Raw genomic sequence first — 21997 nt, forward strand, 5'->3', positions numbered from 1 at the left:
AATAAAATGTCTTTAAAAACAATATTAGTTAAGAAAAACACGATTTATCAGCAAAAAAAAGTTGCTTAATGTAAAAACTTTGTTATTTTTACTTAATCGATTAAGTAAAAATAACAACCCGCTGGGTAAGTAATCAACGAGGCACACAATGACAACATTCAACACATCACTATATTTACTTAGTTCTCTCGCTTTAGCTGTTAGCCAAGGGCTATACGCTGAAGAAGCACAAAAACCTGACCAAGCCCAAAAGGGTTTAGAAACGATTGTCGTAACGGGCGTACCAAAACGTACAACCATCATGGAGTCTAGCGTATCAGTTAGCAGTGTATCTTTAAGCGAAATTGAAGTGGCAACACCTCGTTCGACAGCTGAAGCATTTCGAATTATCCCCGGGGTTCGCTCAGAATCAACAGGTGGTGAGGGTAACGCAAATATCGCTGTTCGCGGTTTACCTGTCGCATCTGGTGGCGCTAAATTTTTACAATTACAGGAAGATGGCCTTCCCGTAATGCAGTTTGGTGATATTGCATTTGGTAATGCTGACATCTTCATGCGCCTAGATAGCACAGTGCAAACTGTTGAGTCTATCCGTGGTGGTTCAGCATCGACAGCCGCCAGTGATGCCCCAGGCGGTATTATCAATCTTATTTCAAAAACAGGTGAAGAAGAGTCAGGCAGTGTCGCAACAACGATTGGTTTAGACTATGACTCTTTAAGAACTGACTTTGAATATGGCACCTACTTAAACGACAGTGTACGCTTTCATGTTGGTGGCTTTATTCGCCAAGGCGAAGGTCCGCGTGAAGCTGGCTACACAGCAAATAAAGGCGGTCAAATTAAAGCCAATATCACGAAAGAGTTCGATACAGGTTATGTGAGACTTTACTACAAGCATTTAGACGACCAAAGCATAGGTTACCTACCTATGCCTATGTACTCTGATGGCAGTTCAATCGAAGGGTTTGACTCACAGTCAGATACACCACATTCAGCTCAGTTTTTATCAACAACACGCCTTGATGGTGATAACCAAATAAGTCGAGGAGACATGCGTAATGGTATGAATCCACAAGTTGATGCCGTTGGCTTTGAAGCTGCTTTTGACCTAGATAACGACTGGCGTATTGAGAACCGCTTTAGAAAATCATCAGTCAGTGGCAACTTTATTTCATTGATCCCTGCTGAGGTTGGCAACGCAAACAATATTGCCGCAAGCATTGCTGGCGCAGGTGCGACATTAAGCTATGCAACAGGTGGTTCACAAGGACAAGCATTTACCGATGACCTTGCTATGCGTATTCATACTTTTGATGTAACCATGAATGACTTTGGCTCTATCGTTAATGACTTAAAACTAACAAAAGAATTTGGCGAAGATACCAGCCTTACATTTGGTTATTATGCATCAAGTCAAACCATTAGCATGTCATGGCTGTGGAACTCTTATTTAATGGAATTAAAAGGTGATAATGCTGCTTTATTAGACGTATACGCAGCGAATGGCGAGAGTTATTCTGACAGCGGTTTATATGCATACGGCACTCCTTTCTGGGGCAATTGTTGTCAGCGTAACTACGATACTGACTATGAAACACGCGCCCCCTATGTGGCTTTTTCGACAAAGTTAGGTGATGTAAGTATTGATGCCAGTGCCCGTTATGACAGTGGTGAAGCACGCGGCCATTATGCTGGTGCTGTAACATCAACAGTTGATATGAATCGTGATGGGTCAATTTCAATTCCTGAACAAAATGTAGCTGGTATTGATATTAGCAACCCAAGTATTGTTAATTACGACTGGGATTACGCATCCTATTCTGTTGGTGCAAACTACCAAATAGATCCAAGTTTTGCCGCTTTTGCCCGCATAAGTCAAGGTGGTCGCGCCAATGCAGACCGCTTATTATTTGGTAAAGTGGCAACTGATGGCTCTGTGGCTGATGAAGATGCTGTTGATGAAGTAAACCAGTATGAGTTTGGTGTTAAAAAGCGCTTTGATTCATTGTCTGTTTTCGCAACCGCATTTTATGCTGAAACAGAAGAGCAAAACTTTGAAGCGACGTCACAAACCTTTTTCGACCGCGAATATGAAGCAAAAGGGATTGAACTTGAATCAACCTATTTTATAAGCGCTTGGGATTTTCGCGGTAACCTAACTTGGACTGATGCTGAAATAGCTAAAGATGCCTTAACACCTGATGTAGTCGGTAATACGCCTCGCCGCCAAGCAGATTTAATTTACTCACTTATGGCTCGTTATAACTTTGAACAAGGTTCTGCTGGCTTGAGCTTTATCGGCACTACCGATGCATATGCGCAAGATAGTAACGACCTTAAGTTTGATGGCTATACACAGGTAAATGGTTTTGTAAGCTATGACTTAACAGAAAACCTTAATATTGCATTTAATGTTAACAACCTCTTCGATACAGTGGGTATTACTGAAGCTGAAGAAGGCAGTGTACCTGAGAATAACATTATTCGAGCACGTGCAATCAACGGCCGTACTACATCACTCACATTAAAATACATGTTTAACTAATTAAGCTCACCTCCCTCTGTTTGTGCCCAGTCTCTAACTGGGCTTTTTAAGGTTTCAGAACATGAACAAATTACTAAGTTATGGCGAACTACTCATAGATATGTTGCCTCATGACAATAGAAATTCAGCCTACTCTCCGATACCAGGCGGAGCACCCGCTAACGTAGCTGTCGGCTATGCAAAACTTGGCGGTAGCGCTACTTTTTGTGGTGGTATGGGGGATGATAACTTTGCAAAACAATTAACAAAAGCGTTAATTGAGTACAACGTTGGCACTGATTACTTATTCACCATTAAAGATTCCCAAACTGCCATGGTCATTGTCAGTTTAGATGAGCAAGCCGAACGCAGCTTTAACTTTTATCGCCATGAAACAGCTGACTTATTAGTTAATGAACAACACCTAGAACAAATTCAGTGGCAGGATTTCTCTGTACTGCATTTTTGCTCAAATACCCTGACCGATCCCCTCGCAGCAAATGCGACCGTAACAGCGTTAGAGTATGCTTGTCAGCATAATATATTAATCAGCTTTGATGTTAACTTACGTTATAGCTTGTGGAAAACCCCCGACCAAATAGCGAAAGTTATAGCACGCTGCTATGGTTTTTGTGACATCATTAAATTATCCCGAGATGAACTACAATTCTTAGCGAATACAAAAGGTACAACTCCAGATTGTTATCTTGAAGAATTACTCACTCTGGGAGTTAAGCTAATCTTTGTAACTGACGGGCCTAACCCTTCCAAAGCAATAAGCCGTAAATTTTCTATAGAACAAAATGCCCCTAAGATAACAGCATTAGATACCACCAGTGCTGGAGATGCATTTATTGCCGGTGTTTTGTATTATTTCCACCATTTCAACTCGAACAGCCCAGTAAATGAGCAAATTACTAATGAGAAAATTGTCGCCCAAGCGATGGCTTTTGGCTTACGTTGCGGTTCAAAGGCATGCTTAAAGAAAGGGGCTTTTCCGGCATTACCCATTTTAGACGATGTAATTTAATCCACCTTACAGTATAAAAGCTATGCAGTAACTATGTTACTGCATAGCATCAAATACCACTTTACTATCTACTATTTGCTCAAAATGAGTAATTTTTTGATTTCTGAGCTGCCAAATGTGCACAACTCTTGCCTGCATTTTTTTACCTGTTTTAATATACTTACCTGAATATGTGCCATACACAACAACCGTATCATCATCAGATAAGTAATTTTGCGGTGTGAACATATAGTTATCCCATTCACTGGCAAGCTTTTGAAAAACGTGTTTCGCAATATCATCCACACCGTAGTAGGTACCGGCATAAGCAAAACCGTCAGCTTCTTTCCAAATAATGGTATCACTTGCATGAAGCGCGAAATTCTGGCTATTCTCTTGCGATGTTTTTCCTTTATACGTACTTTTAATAATGTCTAAGTTGTTCATTTTCGCCCTTCAACGATAAAAAGTTAACTCGGTATTACTACGATGTAAACCGAAAAATATAACGATAACTTAAAACTTCCAGCGCATTAGCCAAGAGCAAGTGATTGTCGCAAATAGTTGGACCATTGAGCCGTTTTTCCATAAAAACTTGCGATATCAGCGTGTTGCCATTGACAATTGTCAAATTCAAATGCTGCACTAGGAAAGCCCTGCCCATTAATTTCACGTAATAAGCCTCGGCTTTGCGCGATATGTTGCGCTGTTGCATCCCCCTCAAGTGCATTAAAGTGAGTTTCGAAAGTACGTTTATTTAAACCCAGTTCAGCTGCAACCTCAGTAAGTACATTAAGCTGCATTATGTTTTGACCCTGAGCATAATAGGCATGCTGAACACTACTTAACATTTCACCAGCCGAGATTCCAAGTTCTTGCGCAGCTAATATAGCTGTAATAGCCGGGGCCGAGTCAAGAGTAATACCGCTCATCTTTAAAAGCCCATCGGTATAATTAGTACCAAACAATTGACCTGTTTTTTGTGCAATAATGCTATCGTTTTTAATTGCAAATTCACGCCATGCTGCACTAACCGGTTTTACATTGTGTCCAGTTAGCATACCACCGTTATGAATTTCCACAGTTAAACCAACTGTGCTTTCAGCCGCGATAATCAAAGGTACACTTGCGTAAGTCCATCCACATAGTGGATCAACAATAATATGTAACGTTATTTTTTTCATAAAGTATTTCCTATTAAAATAGCTACTTAGCATAGTTGCGCTTAGTGCCATTGCATTTCGCCCATAACCACTTTCGAGCTTAAATCTAAAATACTTTTTGCACCTAAGTCTGGATACGCTTGAGTCATTATCTCTACAAATTCAGCTGAATTTTTTGCACTTTTAGCTGCACCATCTGCTTTATTTAAATAATCTTTCATGAACGAAACAGCTGAAAGGTCTTGTTTACTACCAGCTAAAAAATGACCGGGGATCACCACTTCTGGTGCTAAACCTTCAATATTAGTCAAGGTTACTTGCCAAGTTTTACGCTCTGCTACAGTGCTAGAATCAGCTAACCATGCATGCATTTTATCAAACACCACAACCCCGCCGACAACTGTTTTTATAGATGGTATCCATAAATATGTATGCTTAGGGTCGTGCTGTAAATTTTTAATAAAAATATCAGTACCATCTATTGTTAGTGAATTTGATAGCGTCACCTCTGGCACAAAAAGTTGTGTAGGGGCATTGGCTTTTAGGATTGGTCCCCAGTAGTTTAATTTGCCTTGCATTGAATGTTTAATATTGTCTACCGTTGATTTAGTCGCCAATATTTTTGCATTCGGAAATGCGGTTTTTAATACATCTAAACCAAAATAAAAGTCAGGATCGCTATGACTAATAAATATAGTGGTCAATTTTTTTCCGCTTGCTTTTATCTTTTCAACGAGTGCTTGTGCATCGTTACGTTGAAACTGCGCATCTACTAATAACACTTCGCTATCACCACTGATAATGCTTGAAGACACAGCAAAAATGCTTTTATTTTGTGGGTTGTATATATCTACAGTTACTTGGCTTTGAGCTAGAACGGGCTGTGTTAATGTGCTTGCTAATAAGGTGCTTGCTAAAACTTGTTTAACTTTTTTCATTTTGAGTATCCTATTTGTTATTTCGTTAAGATGAAGCTATTGTATGTTGCAGTTTAAGAGTTAAAAACTAGATATAGTGCAACCATCTGTTGCATATTTCGGTCATATAGGAGAGTGAATGGATAGGATAATTGCAGCAGATGTATTTATTAAAATTGTAGAGCAAGGAAGTTTTGCGAGTGCAGCTCGTGCTTTGGATATGTCTAGATCGATGGTGACACGGTATTTAAATCAAATGGAGGAGTGGGCAGATACACAGTTATTACATCGCTCTACCCGTAAATTAACACTCACACAGGAGGGTGAAAAAATACTTAATTACTGTAGAGAATTAGTTGCGATTGCCCAAAATATTAGTTCGCCCATAGAAAGCGACAATGCCATAAAAGGGTTAATTCGACTTTCTTGTTCACCATTTTTAGCACATGACGTACTACCAAATATGATACAACCGTTTTTAAGCGCCCATCCAATGGTCAGTATTGATATTCAAATAAGTAATCACGTTACAAACTTGGTAGAAGACCGAATAGATTTAGCAATTAGAATCACCAATGATTTAGATCCCAATATAATTGCGCGTTCACTAGGTAAATGCCATTCAGTATTGTGTGCAAGCCCACCCTATTTAAAGAAAAACACGCGACCTGTTACTATCGATGATTTAAGTCGGCATAATTGCTTAAACTATTCACGGTTTGAGAAAAGCGTGTGGCACTTTACACATAAAAAACAATCTCTATCTGCCGCCATCACAGGTAACTTTAGCGCTAATGATTCAAGCTTACTACTCAAAGCAGCTCTTCACGATCAAGGCATAACCTTACAACCAAAATTTGCCGTGCAAAATTACATAAATAATGGTCATCTTGTTCACTTACTTCCACACTTAATACCAAAAACGTTAGGCATATATGGTATTTACCGTTCTCGAAAACATCAATCACTTGCACTGCGTGAATTTATTGATAATTTAGTGATTTATTTCGATCAACTTGATACCTAACAAGAGATTTAGCCCTTAAACCTCTCTATCGCTGCAGTGCTACTTGCTAAGAGAAGCTTTTCAGCTGTGTATCAACTAACACATTAAGAATTCGGTCTATCACAAAGATGATTATTTATTAGTCGTTACATATGTGTAACCTAGCTCTTAAGTTTAAAAAACGCTTATCCCGCACACTGAAAAGATATAGATACACCATCCGTTGTGTACCACAGCGTTAGGGGTGCTATTCAAGCAATTTAATTTTAGCGCACAAAAAACGAGCTATTTAATAGCTCGTTTATATTTAGCCAAATAACATAAGAAATTATATTATTTAAAGGTAATTATATTGCAGGTTTAGCCTTATGCTTTGAATGCACAACAGCAAGCCCTATTAGCCCTACTACCGTAACAACGGCACCAATTGGCTTGCCTAAATCACTTGATAAGTTAAAGCCTATAGCTGCGGTCATAATGTACGAAAGTGTCACAGCAGAAGCGATTACCGCAGGTACACTTGCTATCCAGTGGAACGCACCGCGATCAAATAAGTACTTAGTTGCAAGCCACAATACACTCGTCGACAACAACATATTTGAAAATGCAAAGTAGCGCCAAATAAGTGAAAAATCGAGTTTTGTCATAAAGTAAGCTATGGTCAAAATTGGCAAAGCTAACAATAAACGGTTACGTAGACTTTGTGGAATATTAAAGGCATCAACAACAGTCAAACGCAGTGAACGAAACGCTGTATCGCCTGACGTAATAGGGAAAACAGCCACCGCAATAATTGCCATAATACCACCAAGCACGCCTAAGTAACTATTGGCGATGTGATTAACCACAAGGCCAGGGCCACCCATATCAAGCATTGATTTTAAGCCTGCATAGCCCTCTGGAAATGCAGCAATACCGGCAAGTGCCCATACACAGCCGACAATGCCTTCACACATCATGGCGCCGTAATAAACTGGACGTACATACTTTTCATTAGTTAAACAGCGGGCAATGATAGGCGCTTGCGTTGAGTGGAAGCCACTGATCGCACCGCAAGTAATAGTAATAAACAATAATGGCCAAGTTGGTAATCCATCGGGGTTCGGCGCTAAGAAGTCATGAGCGTGATCGGCTTCAAAGTAGGCCAAAAAGTCACCCGCAACAGGTAGGTGTGGTGCATTCATTAATAACGACACAGCAACAGCAACTGTCATTACAATCATTAGCAAGCCAAAAATTGGGTAAAATTTAGTAATGATTTTATCGATAGGCAGTAAAGTGGCTAAAAAGTAATAAGCTAAAATAACCAATACCCAAAAGGTGTTGTTAGCTAAAAACGTGTCTTTAAATAGGTCTAAGTTACTTAACAAACCTGCTGGGCTCATAATAAAAACCACACCGACAAAAAACAGTAGCATAGCGGTAAATATGAGCATAAAGCCTTTAAATACAACATTGTAGTACTTACCGGCTATTTCTGGCAAACTTTTACCGTCTTCTTTGATGCTCATCACACCTGAGAAAAAGTCATGTACAGCGCCGCCCAAAACATTGCCGAGAACGATCCACACTAATGCCACGGGACCATATAAAGCACCAAGAATAGGTCCAAAAATTGGCCCTACACCAGCAATATTTAAAAACTGAATTAAAAAAGCACGAACAGGATGAATTGGCACATAGTCAACACCTTCGCTAAATCGTGTTTGCGGTGTTGCTGCTTTTGGGTCCATACCCGCTTGTTTTTCTACAAAGGGGCTATAAAACTTATAACCCAATATTAAAATTGTTAAACAGATAAAAAAGATGATCATTAGCACGTTTTCTCTTTTTGTATGAGTGATATAGAGCGTATTGTCGGCCGCTCCGCCTTTCGATCCATGAATAATCGACGCACGTTAACAGGGCTTATGAAAATGCACAATAAGACTATGTGATAAGAATGCTATTTACATCGGTACACAGTGTTCTGGCAACAAAAAATAGACAAAAAAAAGCGGCTTTTAAAAAACCGCTAACAAAATATTACTAGATCAAGCTGGATCCATAAAATCATTAATTTGCTTATGAGTTAATACTGGCGTGGCTCCTTGGCTCTGTGCAACCATCGCGCCCACGGCACATGCAAAGTCGACACTATACTGGGGGTCATCACTACTACATAATTGATATATAAGTGCGCCAAGAAATGAATCACCTGCACCAACGGTATCAACGACACTAATTAAATAACCTGAGTTATAGTAATTAACACCTTTAATTGAAAGCAATGCGCCATGACTGCCTTTTGTTACACATAAATAATCTGTGTTGGTTTGTTCAGCAATAAATGCTAGGTTCTGCTCCAATGAGTGATATTTACACCCCAATGCTTTTGCTATTTCATACAACTCATCATCATTAAGCTTTATAAAATCAGCTTTTTTCATCAGCTTTAGTAAGGTGTCGAGCTTATAATGTGGCGCACGTAAATTTACGTCAAACACCTTAAAGTTCGCGACATTAAGCAACTGCTGTAAAGTATTATATGAAACTTCGCTTCGCCCTATTAAGCTACCAAACACAAATACATCATCACTGGACACTTTTGTTAATAGTGAATCAGTTAAGGAGATGTTATCCCATGCGGTGTCTGCAATAATTTCATACGTTGCACTACCACTGCTATCTAGGGTTACTTCAACTGTGCTGGTAGGCTTATGTTCATTAAGCGCGATGTAATCACAACTCACTCCTCTTACAGTGATCTCACCTAGTAACTCTTGCCCTAATGCATCTTTACCAACAGCACTGATCATATCAGCCTTTATACCCAGCGCATTAATGCGAACACACATGTTCAAGGGGGCGCCACCTAATCGCTTATCTGAGTCAAAGCAATCCCATAACACTTCACCAAAACAACTAATTGTTAATTCGCTTGCCGCTTTTTGTTTTATCAATATGCTCATTTTCAATTACTCTTTTTAGCTAAAGTGGCCGCCATTACACTTTTTATTTGGCTACTCGGTGCATAGAGCGCTGCAATAGCTTGAGCATAGTGACTAACAAACTGTTCGTTATTTACTAAATCGCCAAAAATACTACTAAGCTCAACAAATGAAGTTGTGTTTGTAGCGGTCAACTTTGCAGCAGCGTTAAGCTCTGCAGCCATCACATCATGAATTTCTAACGCTTTACTTTGTTGGTTGACTCTCGTGTCACTGTATAAACACCAACTAGCAATTACCAATGTTGCCAACGATATATCCCTATTATTAGCAAGGTTATCAGTGATAGTAGCGATTAAGAATTTGGGTAACTTAGCCGAACTCTCAGAGCAAATACGCGATAAGCTATCTTTAATATTTGGATTAGCAAAACGCTCAATTAGGGTGTCTTTATAGCTCTCAATATCGATACCTGGTAGTTCATCCAGCAATGGGGTTACTTCTAAATCCATAAATGCACGCAGATATTGAGCAAATAATGGGTCAGAAACCGTTTCATCTATGGTGCTGTAGCCATGAAGCTCCCCTAACAAACCAAGTACCGAGTGACCCGCATTTAATAAGCGGATTTTCATTTTTTCAAATGGGGTTACATCGCTAACAAATTGCGCCCCAACAGTATCCCAGTTTGGGCGACCATCACTGAACGTGTCTTCAATCACCCACTGGGAAAAAGACTCACAGGTAATTGGCCAAGCATCGGCAACACCATAAGCTTGAGTGACGTAATCGATATCTGATTGCTTTGAAATAGGGGTTATACGATCAACCATTGCATTAGGAAAAGCAACATGCTGCTCAATCCATTGAGCTAATTGACTATCTTGCTTATGGGCAAACGCTAATAACATTTTTCGTGTGACATGGCCGTTATGTTGAATGTTATCGCATGATTGCACTGTAAATGCCGCCATCCCTTGCTCCATACGTAACTTAAGTGCTGCGGTGATGTAGCCAAATGCAGTGTTCGGTTGTAATGGGTTTTCAATATCATGAACAATATCAGGGTTTGCATAATCAAACTCACCCGTTGCAGGGTGAAAGTTATACCCGCCCTCTGTAATGGTCAAAGACACTATCTTAGTGTCTTCATGGGCCATTTTATCAATAACAGCTTGTTTGTTTTCTGGTGCAAACAAAAACTCCACCATTGCACCAATAACCGTGTTATCAACACGACCATTAGGGTGACGAATTGTTAAAGTGTAGAGGTTATCTTGCTTATTTAGTACATCGCGTAAACCGCGATTGGCTTCTAATAAGCCGACTCCACAAATTCCCCACTGCTCATTACCTGGAGTTTTGAGTAACTCGTTAATGTATGCAGCTTGATGTGCACGATGAAAGCCACCGACTCCAATATGCACGATACCCGTCGTTACTTTACTACGATCGTAAGTGGGTACATCAACATTACTTGGTAAGGTTGTCATACTTTGTTGATTGAGCTCAACAATGTGAGTGTGTTGTGATTGGTTCATGCTGTTGTCTACCTTACTAAACAAAATTACGATGCTGTATTCAATACTTTATGGCGTTTTAACGACCAATAAGCACTTGCAAAATAAAGGAGCGTGCAAATAAAGCACACTATTTCAAAAAGTGATTTGTTGTCTTTATAAATGCTCATAGTGTCGCTAAAAAACATCACTTGGCTGGCAAAGATAACAATAGTGACTAACGATAATGTAGAGACTGTATTTAATACTTTAGTGAATACCGAAGAGTCGACAACCACTGGTGAAAGTGCCTTTGCTGTTTCTTGCTGGTAAGCTTTAATTGCGTGTAACTCTTGTTCATCAGCAACAATGGCATCGCTATAATCTTCATCTGCTCCGTACTTTTTGGCTAAAAGCGTATAAATAACAATGGTGAACAACCAGGTGGGAATGAATAAATAATAAAACGACATAACATCAAGCGCATTTAAACCAAAGCCAAATACTAATGCTGCTGCCCATGAACCAATAGCTGGCACATTACGCGTAATATTTTTATATTTAGCCCAATAACGCGTTAAACCAATTCTAGGAAACAACACATGTTCAGCAAACACGATGCCGCCAACAGGGACCACAATTAAACCTGCATAGGTGAGCAACGGTAGCATTTGCGAAAACACAAATGGAAAGCAAGCAATAATAACAGTAACAACACCCACAACTGCTGTGGTGCGCTCACGCGAATGGTTAGTAAAAATAGATTGTGCAGCAAGTCCAGCTCTATAAAGGTTAGCGTTTGCAGTAGTCCAGCCAGCAATAATAATGATCACAAACCCTGTCCAACCAAGCGCGTGATAGGCAACATCACCAGGATCAAGCGCTGAAATAGTCGTTTTAAGTAAAACAGCAGCCCCAGCTCCCATAATGCCTGCAGAGATCCACGCTAAATAATGACCAAAGAACATCCCCACGCCAGAGAACAAGCCATAGCTTTTACGTTTAGCAAATCTAAAAATTGCCATATCAATCAAGCCAAAGTGAGTAATTGAATTAGCAGCCCATGCAAAGCCAATCACTTCAAATAGCCCGATACCGGCTTCACCATCCGCATTTGTGCCAGTCCAAATTGAAGAGTCACCTATGGTGATAAAATCACTAAAACCACTTAATGATGTTGCACCTAGCACATGATTTGATAATTCAGGAAACAGCGCAAACGAGCCACCAATAAAAATAACAAACAACCAAGGCGCACATAGTTTAGAAAAGTCGGCTACGGTAGAAAAACCATACATTGCAACAAACACCACGATAGAGCCAACAGCCAGCACAATAGCTACAAACCAAAAGCTATTTGGATACCAGTTTAACTGGGCAGGTATATCAAATAAAAACCTAACCGCGGTGGAAGATACCGTGATCATCGCCGCTGATATCACACTAAATATAACCACGTTTGCCCAGTTATAGAGCTTGGTCATTGAGTTGCCTGCAATTTTATTTAAATAGTTATATAAACTTAGTCGTGTTTCTACGGCAATTGGCGCTGTCAGTAACCACCACGAGCACATGGCAAGCAAGTTACCGATCAATAGGCCTAATAGAATGTCGATTGTTGAAGCACCAAGCGCAACAAATGTTGCACCAATTACAAACTCAGTGGCGGCCACATGCTCACCGGCATATAAGCCCGCAAAATGTTTCCAACCATGAAGCTTATGTTGAGCAACGGGTAGCTGCTCTTCATTTACCTCACTATAATTAGGTGCGCTTTGATGTGTTGTCATTATCACTTCCTGTGCCCATACAATTACTCGTACCCTTGTTCGAATAACGGCTTAAGGCGTGTTATAAATTTTTATGAAATATTTTTCAGAATTTGTTCAGCCGTATACTCGTTAGTGATCAACGCATTGATCAGCTTACCTTTTAAGGCACTCGTAATTGCTGTAACTTTTTCTGGGCCGGCCGCAATGCCAAATACAGGTTTGTCGGCATTAATTTGTAAGGGGGCACTTAGTAAACACTGCATTAGCGAATTATCAATAAGCTCACCGTTGTTATCGTAAAGCCAACTCACTACCTCGCCGGCCACGCCTGTATTTTGAAATGATTGCAATTGTTCAGGTTCAATAAAGCCATCCATCAGTAACGGCGAGCTCTGAGTCATATGACCAATACCAACAAAAGTCGCATCAGCATTTGCTGCTAAATTAAAAATATTTTTAACGGGAGCTAAATCATGCAACAACGCTTTTTGCTCGTGTGTTTGTGCAAATAACGGTAGCGGTAATGGAAAATGCTTTGCATTCACTCGATTAGCCATACTCACTACAATATCGAACTTTGAAGCTGAGCCGTCTTGCATCATATTACCCACGATAGAAACCAAGTTATGCTGCTCACATTCCATATTAGGTAACTCGTCGATACAGGCTTTTAATGAACGCCCGGTTCCAAAAGCAAGTGTTTTAGGCTGCTTTGATTTTAAATAGCGCTCTAAAATTTTTGCTCCACTTTGTGCAAGGCCATAGGTAGAATTTATATCTGACGGATCACTCGGCGCTATTTCACACTCTAATAAATTAAATTTACTTTTAAGTTGCTCAGCAAGCTCCATGCACCGGGTAATAGGATGATCTAACCGTACCTTGATCAAGCCTTCACTGACAGCAAGTGCGACTAAACGCTGTGCCGATTGACGTGATACATCTAATTTCTGTGCTATTTCGTCTTGCGTATTTTTTGCAACATAGTAGAGCCATGCCGCACGTGCAGCATCTTCTAACTTTTTTAGTTCACTGTTTGATTTTTTGTTCATAATAATGACTTACGTTTAAGTTCTGGGTAGGCAATAAAAAAAGACTGCCAGTGTTCGAGTAGAGCAACGTCTGGGAAGTTAATATGTACGTGATTGACACCGGTTTCTAAATGCTGACCGCCAAAGTAATGCAGCACTTGCATACCCGCACTATACCCAGCTTGAATACCCGCGCTGCTATCTTCAATTACTAGACAGTTTTGCGGTGAAACTCCCATGACACTCGCGGCATGTAAAAATAAATCCGGTGCAGGCTTACCAAATCTAACTTCTTCACTGGTAAAGACATCTGCAAATAAAGCGTCTAACTGAACGGCATGCAATGCTTTTTGCGTTCTTGGTAAACTACTGCTTGTAGCGATACAAAAAGGCACATTTAAATTCAATAAGATATTTTTAATACCTGCTGTAGGCTGCAAATGATCCGCAAACATAGCGACTAACGCTTGCCTATAATCATGCTCAAATTGATCAGGTAACTCGACACCAAAAGCTGACGTTATCTTTTCGCTGACAGTCTTAAAGTTACAACCTAAAAAGTGCTGTTGAACATAATGCATGTCGATATTGATCTTTAATTTACTCAACATTTGAATTAATACATGAGCACTTAGGATCTCACTATCAATAACAACACCGTCACAATCAAAAATAACTAGCTCTATATTACTGGTCATTTGCCACCTTTTAGTGCAATTAAACTAACAACTCACCACTTTGGGCATTAGCCCAACCGATGGGCATATTCTCTCTTACACATAAGAATGTCAATAAAAAGTGAATAGGTAATGCACCAATATGAGGTTTATCGCCGTTTTTATGAAATAAAAGTCAGTAGTTTCAAGGTACTTAGCATTAATCACTAGACTTAGGTCTAAGAACTAGCAATTAACTCGATTCATTCAATCCAAAATACAAATCACACCAATCTAAACAATCAATTTTACCGAACGAAAAACAATTCATACACTGAGCTCAGTTAAAACGTTTGCACGGCGCAAACGAGTAAATTACATGAGGTCAACTATGAATACTCAATTGAACAACACAAACAAAAAATCACTTCTCACACTAAGTGCACTTACACTAGCAATGGCACTACCAGTCACTGCCGCAACGATGCTCACAAAAGACAATGGCGCAGCTGTTGGCGATAACCAAAATTCAATTACTGCGGGTGAGCGTGGCAGTGTATTGCTTGAAGATGTGCAGTTAATTCAAAAGTTACAACGCTTCGCACGCGAACGAATTCCTGAGCGAGTAGTCCATGCCCGAGGTACAGGCGCACACGGTGTGTTTGTTGCGAGCAAAGAATTAGACGATTTAACTATTGCAGCTCCATTTAGCGAAGCAGGTAAAGAAACTGAAGTATTTGTACGTTTCTCATCCGTTATTCACTCAAAAGGAAGCCCTGAATCCTTACGTGACCCACGTGGCTTTGCGACCAAGTTCTACACTGATGAAGGTAACTGGGATTTAGTGGGTAACAACCTACCTGTGTTCTTTATTCGCGATGCGATTAAATTCCCAGATATGGTGCATTCATTAAAACCATCGCCGGTTGATAACATTCAAGATCCGAATCGCTTTTTTGACTTTTTCTCATATGAGCCGGGGTCAACTCACATGCTGACTTGGGTTTACAGTGACTACGGTACACCAGCAAGCCTTCGTAAAATGGATGGTTGGGGCGTTCACGCATACAAAATGATCAATAAATCGGGTGATGTTAAATACGTAAAATTCCATTGGGTAAGCCAACAAGGCATTGATAATTTAGATGCTAAACAAGTCGCTAAAGTACAAAGCCAAGACTTTCAACACTTAACACGTGATCTATATGAAGAGATAGGCAAAGGTAACTTCCCTAAATGGGATCTTTACATTAAAACCCTTGATCCATCACAGCTTGATGACTTTGACTACAACCCATTAGATGCAACTAAAATGTGGTTAGATGTAAAGGAAACAAAAGTCGGTACTATGACATTAAACCGTATGCCAACTAACTTTTTCCAATCAACTGAACAGGTTGCAATGGCACCGGCAAATATTATTCCGGGTATTGAGCCATCTGAAGACCGTTTGTTGCAAGGTCGTGTGTTTTCATACGCGGATACACAAATGTATCGCTTAGGTGCAAACCACCAACAACTACCTATTAACCGAGCAAAAGTTGATGTGGTTAATTACAACCAAGATGGCGCGATGAATTACGGTAACACCACCAGCAATGTGAACTATCAACCAAGTCACGAAAATGTGAGTGAAAACCCAATAGCCCGTAGAAGCCAAACGCAGCTTAAAGGCTACGTACAACAAGCCGCTATTAAAAAGCAGCAAAACTTTGCTCAAGCAGGTGTGTTATACCGTGGGTTTAGCAAGCAAGAACGTACTAACCTAATTAACAACCTAGCGGGTGATTTAGGCAAAGTACAAAACAGCGATGTTAAACACAAAATGCTCAGCCACTTTTACAAAGCCGACACTGAATATGGCACACGTTTAACTAAAGCCGTAAACGGTGACTTGAAAATGGTTAAGCAACTGGCGGCAAAACTTTAATTATTAAAGTAATTTAACTCCCAACCTTGACGAGGAAACTGAGGGTCTGTTGACCTTTTATGATTAAATTTGCAGCAGTCTGTTTGGTATTTAGGCAAGGCAGCGCCTATGTAGTGTGGTTATTCCCCATAAATAGGCGATAACGCAGCATTAATGCCAAACAGGCGCTGCCCTTTGGGTTCTGCCTCGGGGCGATTTACTCTTTGTTACTTACATGGATGTAAGTAAGGGGCGTGAGCAGGACGCGGAAGCTTTGCTCGGTTTTTACTTAGCCCACTAGGTTACAAACCTCGCGCCGCGATTAAACCACCCCGAGCTTGAACAAATTTCAATCTACAAAGGTCAGCAGACCCTGGCCTTCCTCTTTTTTAAGGACACACTTTTTTAAAAGGCAATCTGATGCGTAAATTCTTTATTATTCTAATTACTGTTTTAAGTTTTAACTCTGTTGCAAATGAACCAACAAACACCGACACGCAATCACAATACGATAACCTACTTGCCTACTATTTTGCAGCAGCACGAACAGGTGATGAGCAAGTCATTAAACAATTCGTAACCGCTGGTATTCCAATCGATAGTTATAACAATAAAGGTTACACCGCCTTAATGATTGCAACCTATCACGGTCACAAAAGTACTGTCGATTCATTATTAAACTTAGGCGCCAATGCGTGTCTAGAAGACAACCGCGGTAACACAGCACTCATGGCGGCTATTTTTAGAGGCGAATTTAGTATTGCGAAAACCCTAGTAAGCCTAGATTGCGACACCGAGCATGCCAATAAAGCAGGGCAAACAGCTGAGCAGTTTGCTCAAACCTTTGGTCAAGACAAAGTGCTTGAATTATTAGATTCAATAAAACCAAAGCAATAAAAGCCCTGCAGGGGAAATAACAGGGCTTAGCTATTTTGGTTAAAATGTAATTAATTTATTCGAATGTCACCGTCACGATGTTCGAACATACATTTTCTGTAACACATAGTTGGTAGTCATATGCAGGTAACGTGGCATTACGAGCAAAGCCACGATAGCGACCAGTGTCTGCGGTTGTACCAACCAACTCGCCATTTCTATATACACTAAGTGTTTGCTCGCCAACTTGTGGCCAACTTAACTCTACGCGCATAGTATTAAGGCGTGTTTTGTTCGCACGTACTAAGCTCAATTCAATTTCAACATCACTCACAACCACTGTTTGCATTGATGTATCAGTATTGCCTTCGCTATCAGTGACCGTCAGGGTTACTTCATAATTCCCAGCTTGCGCATAGGTATGGGCTGGGCTTGCATCTGTTGACGTAGCGCCATCACCAAAGTCCCAGCTCCACTGCGTGATATCGTTATTTGCATCACGGCTAGTGTCTGTAAAGCTTACTGCAAGGCCTTGAGTGTCAAACTCAAAACCGGCCTCTGGTGGTTGCGAGCTAACTTCGCCAATAGCACTAAAGGTCAATGACCAATTGTTTAAAGTACCCGTGTCAGCTGCAAAGGTATCTTCGACATATAATGTCCAATCACCCGTTGCCACTTCGCCATTAAAATCAGCCAGTGCATAACTTTGTACTAAATCATCAGCACTCCCGCCTGATTGACTATGCAAGGTTGACGTGGTGCCTGTTGGTGAAGTTAACGTAACAATTAAATCACCAATATAACTATGTGAAATATTAATATCTGCTTGAGTCGCAAAAACAGTCAGCGGATCATTTACTGTGATCACTGAACTGATACCAGCCACATCGTTATCGGGAATATCAACTGGGGTTTCATTTGTGTAAGTGAAATCATTTAAGCCCACAGGGTCAACCAATAAACCTACTGACTTTTGCTTAGCAAGCTCACCTGAGCTGCCATTTACAGTAAAGTTATAGCTTCCCCATTGGGTAGATTCTAACGTGGGTACCGTTAATGTTACGGTATCGCCTGGCATTGCGGTTGTTGCAGATAAACTCGCCTGCGCCAAATCACTCACTAACTCTAGATCAACAACGCCACTCCAATCTGCTATGGAGCCAATTTCGAATGTATAGGTTGCCGTTTCACCGGCAGTGATCTGCTGACTAGTTGGTGTTACAGATAATTTAAAACTTGGTGTTGGATCGGCTTCTTCAAGCGCTCTATTAGCATTAAGGCGTTTACCTGATATTGTTTTACCTTGTAACTGGGTGTTGTCATCACCACTGCTCATTAGCAACTGTTTAAGCTCACTTGTTGATAGGTCAGGATTTAGTGACAACACCAAAGCCGCAACACCCACAACATGCGGCGTGGCCATTGATGTACCAGAATAAGTTGCATAACCATTACCTGGTACAGTTGAATAGATAGCGCTGCCTGGTGCACCAAGATCAACACTGGTTAAACCCCATTGAGAGAAATCAGACATGCTATCGTTACGATCAGTACTGGCCACTGACAACACGCTTTCATGCTCATAATTTGATGGATAATGTGGATTTTGATCATTATCAACGGCGTCATTACCTGCAGCGGCAACAAATAAAATGTCCGCTTGTTCACTGGCTGTGATCGCATCAGCAAGTGCTTGGCTAAAACCACCACCGCCCCAGCTATTATTCAGTACGCGAACATTCACACCATCATTTTTTAAGCTCACCATGTAATCAATACATTTAATTGCATCGGATGTAGAACCTGATCCTGACGCATCTAAGAATTTACAACCAACGATCGCCGCTTCATGGTTAACACCCACGATACCGTTATTATTATTGCCTGTGGCGCCAATAGTTCCTGATACATGCGTACCATGACCTTGATCATCCATTGGATCGCCAACATTAGTTATGGCATTAATACCATGCACATCATCTATATAACCATTGCCATCATTATCAATGCCATCGCCCGCTATTTCATTCGGATTTATCCACATATTAGCCATTAAGTCGCTATGACTGTGATCAACACCGGTATCAATAACCCCAATAACAACATCTTTACTGCCTGTGGAGATTGACCAAGCCTCTAGCGCATCAATATCCGCATCTGCGGTACCACTAGATTGGCCTTCATTATGTAATCCCCACAGCTTTGAAAAATCAGGATCGTTAGGCGCACTGGCAATACTCACGCGATAATCAGGCTCAACGTACTCTATCGCAGCATGGGTTTGCAGCAATTTAATCGCTTGCTTGGTGCTCATTCCTGCAACTTCAAATTTAGCTAAGCGGCCCGATAGAATCGACGCATAATTGTCATCGACCCCATCTTTATTTAAATCACTCACTTTTGCTTTTACTAAACTGCGAGCTTGACTGCGCATAGCCTGCGAGGTGCCTTTTTTATACATTACAAGTAACGAATTTTCAGAAGCGCGAACTGTTGGCTCTGCGGACATAGTCGTCACTTGTGCTGCTGCTAAACATGGCAAAATTGCCAAACTTAAAATAGATAATTTAGTTTTCATATTCTGTATCCATAGTTAGAAATATCAACTTGTCGCATAAATGCAACTACGATTTGCTAACTTCACTACTTTTGAAATATCACATGGCAAGCTTTATAAATGAACAGAAAAGCCATAACACACAAGAAAAATTCGCATGATCACTAAAAAATCAGTCATTAACACTATTTTTACAGGCTGAGTTGTTAACAACACATTCATTTTTATGAGTTAAGGGCACTACAAAGGCACTTACTTAATCCCATTATTTTTTACCAACTTTTATTTAAAATGGGTAAATAAATTCAATAAATAACATAACCAACTGAAAATAAAGCAAATTAAAAACCCTAAAAAGAGATGATTTAAGTCTTTTTCAATTCACCATAAAGTGATCATTCGTTGATCACGGTAACTAACGAGTGCGAGCAGTCAACTGCCACCACAGCGGTACTGTTATCAACATCACTCTTCACTCTCTTTTGCAAGAGTGAGCTTTTTTGCTCTTGATATCACAAAACTTAATCAGCAAGGCATGCTGAAATACAACAACGCAGCTAGTTTGGGTGCTCAATAGCACTGAAATAGTCGCTTTAATAATTATAAGTTAAGGAAAAATCATGAAGTTAAAGAAATCATTATTAACATGTGCAATCGCAATTGCATTAAGTTCAAGCTTTGTGGCACACGCAAATATTGATGATAAAAATCAATCAAGCTCCGTATTAGCAAGCCAAGTCTCTAGTACTGCGGTGGGTAATGTACTCACCATTGAACAAACCTCATTGCAAGGTATTGGTAACGATGTAATGGTCACGCAGCAGGGCGATGGCCTTGAAGCAAACATAACAAGTTTAGGCGATAACAACAGCATTAGCGTTGATCAAAAACAATTTCAAAACTTGTCGTTAACCTACACCACTGGCGATAACAACACATTAAGTCACACTCAAGATGGTGAGGTTAATGGCGCATTGTCTGATATTACGGGCAATGATAACACCGTAACAGTTGCGCAATACGGTACTGGTTTTTTTGGTATTAATAACGAAGCGATTAACGTAGTTCAAGGTGACAGCAACGATATTGAAGTAACCCAACAAGATGGCGGCCATTGGTTCTATAACTTTGATTTGCAAGGCAGTGGTAACCAAATTAGCGCATCACAAGCGGGCCTTCTAAATGAAGCCACGCTGTCGCTGATCAGCGGTGACGAAAACACCATTGAAGTGACTCAAAACGGCTTGTTTAACGCTTTTACACTCAATGAACTGGTTGGTAATGCTAATGAAGTTGTGATCGATCAAGACGGTAATTTCAATGCTGTTACCGCTTTATCTATGCGTGGCGATGATAACAGCTTAGAGATTGAGCAAGCGGGTGACTCGAATACAGCATCATTCGCGGCTGTTGAAGGTAACGATAACGACCTAGCACTCGATCAAGAAGGCAACAGCAATAGCTTTACTTCAGAGTTATTTGCCGGGAATGACAACCAGGTTTCTGTTGATCAGCAACAAGATAATAATCAAGTCGGTGTTGATGTACTCGGTGATAACAACGAACTAACGGTAATGCAAAACGGTGCAATGAACGAAACTTACCTAGGTGCGATCGGTGCTGATAATGAGTTTTCAAGCACACAAATTGGTAGCGAAAACAGCGCCCATATTGCTAACTTTAATGGTGACGGCAATGATGTTGATTTAGCGCAAGCTGGTGATATGAACACCGCATTGATCCAATCTTCATACCCTGACACATCACTTACATCAAACGATAATGATATTAATATCAATCAACTGGGTAGCACTAACGAAGCAGTTATCACCTTTGCAAGTGTAATCGACAGTAATAATAACACGGTCGATTTTGTACAAAGTGGCGACCTAAATGCGATAGATTTAGTCATGGAAGGTAGCAATCACTCAATTGATATTGCTCAACAAGGCGATATGAATATGGTTGCTGGCATTGACGGCGGTGCATTTGTTGTTGGTGGTGACAATATCAACTTTGAAGTATCACAAGTAGGTAACGGTAACTTGGTCGAAGGCTACATTACCAATTCTAATAGCTCAGTGATCATCACCCAAGTAGGTGATTACAACACAGCTACTGTGACCCAAGAATAGGGATATTGGGGGG

At 40.4% G+C, this 21997-nt stretch carries 16 protein-coding genes; 6 read left to right on the forward strand and 10 right to left on the reverse strand.

Annotation, left to right across the window (positions count from 1 at the left end):
- The first annotated feature begins 148 nt into the window (after window positions 1–148).
- Together PHAL_RS0103650 and PHAL_RS0103655 are read left to right on the forward strand one after the other, a co-directional pair.
- Entirely contained in the window at window positions 149–2545 is a 2397-nt protein-coding gene (locus PHAL_RS0103650) for a TonB-dependent receptor (protein ID WP_016707062.1), read from the forward strand.
- A gap of 61 nt (window positions 2546–2606) precedes the next feature.
- Window positions 2607–3554 (forward strand): carbohydrate kinase family protein, encoded by a 948-nt coding sequence (locus PHAL_RS0103655; RefSeq protein ID WP_016707063.1) that lies wholly within the window; start codon window positions 2607–2609, stop codon window positions 3552–3554.
- 36 nt (window positions 3555–3590) lie between these two features.
- On the opposite strand, the gene PHAL_RS0103660 is transcribed toward PHAL_RS0103655, so the two are convergent.
- From PHAL_RS0103660 to PHAL_RS0103670, 3 genes are all read right to left on the reverse strand, one after another.
- Window positions 3591–3980 (reverse strand): nuclear transport factor 2 family protein, encoded by a 390-nt coding sequence (locus PHAL_RS0103660; RefSeq protein WP_016707064.1) that lies wholly within the window; start codon window positions 3978–3980, stop codon window positions 3591–3593.
- Window positions 3981–4066: 86 nt separating this feature from the next.
- On the reverse strand, window positions 4067–4717 hold the full coding sequence (locus tag PHAL_RS0103665) for a DsbA family protein (protein ID WP_016707065.1): 651 nt from the start codon (window positions 4715–4717) through the stop codon (window positions 4067–4069).
- Between the two features lie 41 nt (window positions 4718–4758).
- Complete coding sequence (locus tag PHAL_RS0103670) at window positions 4759–5634, reverse strand: MBL fold metallo-hydrolase (RefSeq protein ID WP_016707066.1); 876 nt, start codon at window positions 5632–5634, stop codon at window positions 4759–4761.
- Between the two features lie 118 nt (window positions 5635–5752).
- Here PHAL_RS0103670 and PHAL_RS0103675 point away from each other — a divergent pair, with 118 nt between their 5' ends.
- Entirely contained in the window at window positions 5753–6640 is an 888-nt protein-coding gene (locus PHAL_RS0103675) for a LysR family transcriptional regulator (protein WP_016707067.1), read from the forward strand.
- Window positions 6641–6966: 326 nt separating this feature from the next.
- On the opposite strand, the gene PHAL_RS0103680 is transcribed toward PHAL_RS0103675, so the two are convergent.
- The 6 genes from PHAL_RS0103680 to PHAL_RS0103705 all read right to left on the reverse strand — a co-directional run bounded on the left by PHAL_RS0103680 (window position 6967) and on the right by PHAL_RS0103705 (window position 14549).
- The gene (locus PHAL_RS0103680) at window positions 6967–8433 is read right to left on the reverse strand and encodes a carbon starvation CstA family protein (RefSeq protein ID WP_016707068.1); all 1467 of its coding nucleotides are present in this window, start codon (window positions 8431–8433) and stop codon (window positions 6967–6969) included.
- 219 nt (window positions 8434–8652) lie between these two features.
- On the reverse strand, window positions 8653–9570 hold the full coding sequence (locus PHAL_RS0103685; protein WP_016707069.1) for a carbohydrate kinase family protein: 918 nt from the start codon (window positions 9568–9570) through the stop codon (window positions 8653–8655).
- Between the two features lie 2 nt (window positions 9571–9572).
- Window positions 9573–11090, reverse strand: coding sequence for a mannitol dehydrogenase family protein (locus tag PHAL_RS0103690; protein WP_016707070.1), 1518 nt, complete (start codon window positions 11088–11090; stop codon window positions 9573–9575).
- 26 nt (window positions 11091–11116) lie between these two features.
- On the reverse strand, window positions 11117–12838 hold the full coding sequence (locus PHAL_RS0103695) for a purine-cytosine permease family protein (RefSeq protein WP_016707071.1): 1722 nt from the start codon (window positions 12836–12838) through the stop codon (window positions 11117–11119).
- A 71-nt stretch (window positions 12839–12909) separates the two neighbouring features.
- Entirely contained in the window at window positions 12910–13872 is a 963-nt protein-coding gene (locus PHAL_RS0103700) for a sugar-binding transcriptional regulator (protein ID WP_016707072.1), read from the reverse strand.
- On the reverse strand, window positions 13869–14549 hold the full coding sequence (locus PHAL_RS0103705) for an HAD family hydrolase (RefSeq protein WP_016707073.1): 681 nt from the start codon (window positions 14547–14549) through the stop codon (window positions 13869–13871). The genes PHAL_RS0103700 and PHAL_RS0103705 overlap by 4 nt, the downstream gene beginning before the upstream one ends.
- Window positions 14550–14898: 349 nt before the next feature.
- On the opposite strand from PHAL_RS0103705, the gene PHAL_RS0103710 reads away from it, so the two are divergent.
- Together PHAL_RS0103710 and PHAL_RS0103715 are read left to right on the forward strand one after the other, a co-directional pair.
- Complete coding sequence (locus PHAL_RS0103710; RefSeq protein WP_016707074.1) at window positions 14899–16437, forward strand: catalase; 1539 nt, start codon at window positions 14899–14901, stop codon at window positions 16435–16437.
- A gap of 399 nt (window positions 16438–16836) precedes the next feature.
- Window positions 16837–17313 carry an ankyrin repeat domain-containing protein gene (locus PHAL_RS0103715; protein ID WP_016707075.1) on the forward strand — a complete coding sequence of 159 codons (477 nt, stop codon included), beginning with the start codon at window positions 16837–16839 and terminating at the stop codon, window positions 17311–17313.
- Window positions 17314–17368: 55 nt separating this feature from the next.
- Here the strand turns inward: PHAL_RS0103715 and PHAL_RS0103720 are convergent, their stop codons facing one another.
- Window positions 17369–19870 (reverse strand): S8 family serine peptidase, encoded by a 2502-nt coding sequence (locus tag PHAL_RS0103720; RefSeq protein WP_016707076.1) that lies wholly within the window; start codon window positions 19868–19870, stop codon window positions 17369–17371.
- Window positions 19871–20469: 599 nt separating this feature from the next.
- Between PHAL_RS0103720 and PHAL_RS0103725 the strand changes: the two genes are divergently transcribed.
- On the forward strand, window positions 20470–21984 hold the full coding sequence (locus PHAL_RS0103725; protein WP_016707077.1) for a curlin: 1515 nt from the start codon (window positions 20470–20472) through the stop codon (window positions 21982–21984).
- Window positions 21985–21997: the final 13 nt, after the last annotated feature.

The sequence above is a fragment of the Pseudoalteromonas haloplanktis ATCC 14393 genome, from assembly GCF_000238355.1.
In the GTDB taxonomy this organism is placed as follows: Bacteria; Pseudomonadota; Gammaproteobacteria; order Enterobacterales; family Alteromonadaceae; genus Pseudoalteromonas; species Pseudoalteromonas haloplanktis.

Bases quoted from the DNA above. Each gene is read 5' to 3' on its own strand.
- PHAL_RS0103690 (WP_016707070.1), bottom strand. From the start codon at position 11,090: ATGAACCAATCACAACACACTCACATTGTTGAGCTCAATCAACAAAGT.
- PHAL_RS0103670 (WP_016707066.1), bottom strand. From the start codon at position 5,634: ATGAAAAAAGTTAAACAAGTTTTAGCAAGCACCTTATTAGCAAGCACA.
- PHAL_RS0103680 (WP_016707068.1), bottom strand. From the start codon at position 8,433: ATGATCATCTTTTTTATCTGTTTAACAATTTTAATATTGGGTTATAAG.
- PHAL_RS0103715 (WP_016707075.1), top strand. From the start codon at position 16,837: ATGCGTAAATTCTTTATTATTCTAATTACTGTTTTAAGTTTTAACTCT.
- PHAL_RS0103650 (WP_016707062.1), top strand. From the start codon at position 149: ATGACAACATTCAACACATCACTATATTTACTTAGTTCTCTCGCTTTA.
- PHAL_RS0103710 (WP_016707074.1), top strand. From the start codon at position 14,899: ATGAATACTCAATTGAACAACACAAACAAAAAATCACTTCTCACACTA.
- PHAL_RS0103660 (WP_016707064.1), bottom strand. From the start codon at position 3,980: ATGAACAACTTAGACATTATTAAAAGTACGTATAAAGGAAAAACATCG.
- PHAL_RS0103720 (WP_016707076.1), bottom strand. From the start codon at position 19,870: ATGAAAACTAAATTATCTATTTTAAGTTTGGCAATTTTGCCATGTTTA.
- PHAL_RS0103695 (WP_016707071.1), bottom strand. From the start codon at position 12,838: ATGACAACACATCAAAGCGCACCTAATTATAGTGAGGTAAATGAAGAG.
- PHAL_RS0103700 (WP_016707072.1), bottom strand. From the start codon at position 13,872: ATGAACAAAAAATCAAACAGTGAACTAAAAAAGTTAGAAGATGCTGCA.
- PHAL_RS0103705 (WP_016707073.1), bottom strand. From the start codon at position 14,549: ATGACCAGTAATATAGAGCTAGTTATTTTTGATTGTGACGGTGTTGTT.
- PHAL_RS0103725 (WP_016707077.1), top strand. From the start codon at position 20,470: ATGAAGTTAAAGAAATCATTATTAACATGTGCAATCGCAATTGCATTA.
- PHAL_RS0103665 (WP_016707065.1), bottom strand. From the start codon at position 4,717: ATGAAAAAAATAACGTTACATATTATTGTTGATCCACTATGTGGATGG.
- PHAL_RS0103675 (WP_016707067.1), top strand. From the start codon at position 5,753: ATGGATAGGATAATTGCAGCAGATGTATTTATTAAAATTGTAGAGCAA.
- PHAL_RS0103655 (WP_016707063.1), top strand. From the start codon at position 2,607: ATGAACAAATTACTAAGTTATGGCGAACTACTCATAGATATGTTGCCT.
- PHAL_RS0103685 (WP_016707069.1), bottom strand. From the start codon at position 9,570: ATGAGCATATTGATAAAACAAAAAGCGGCAAGCGAATTAACAATTAGT.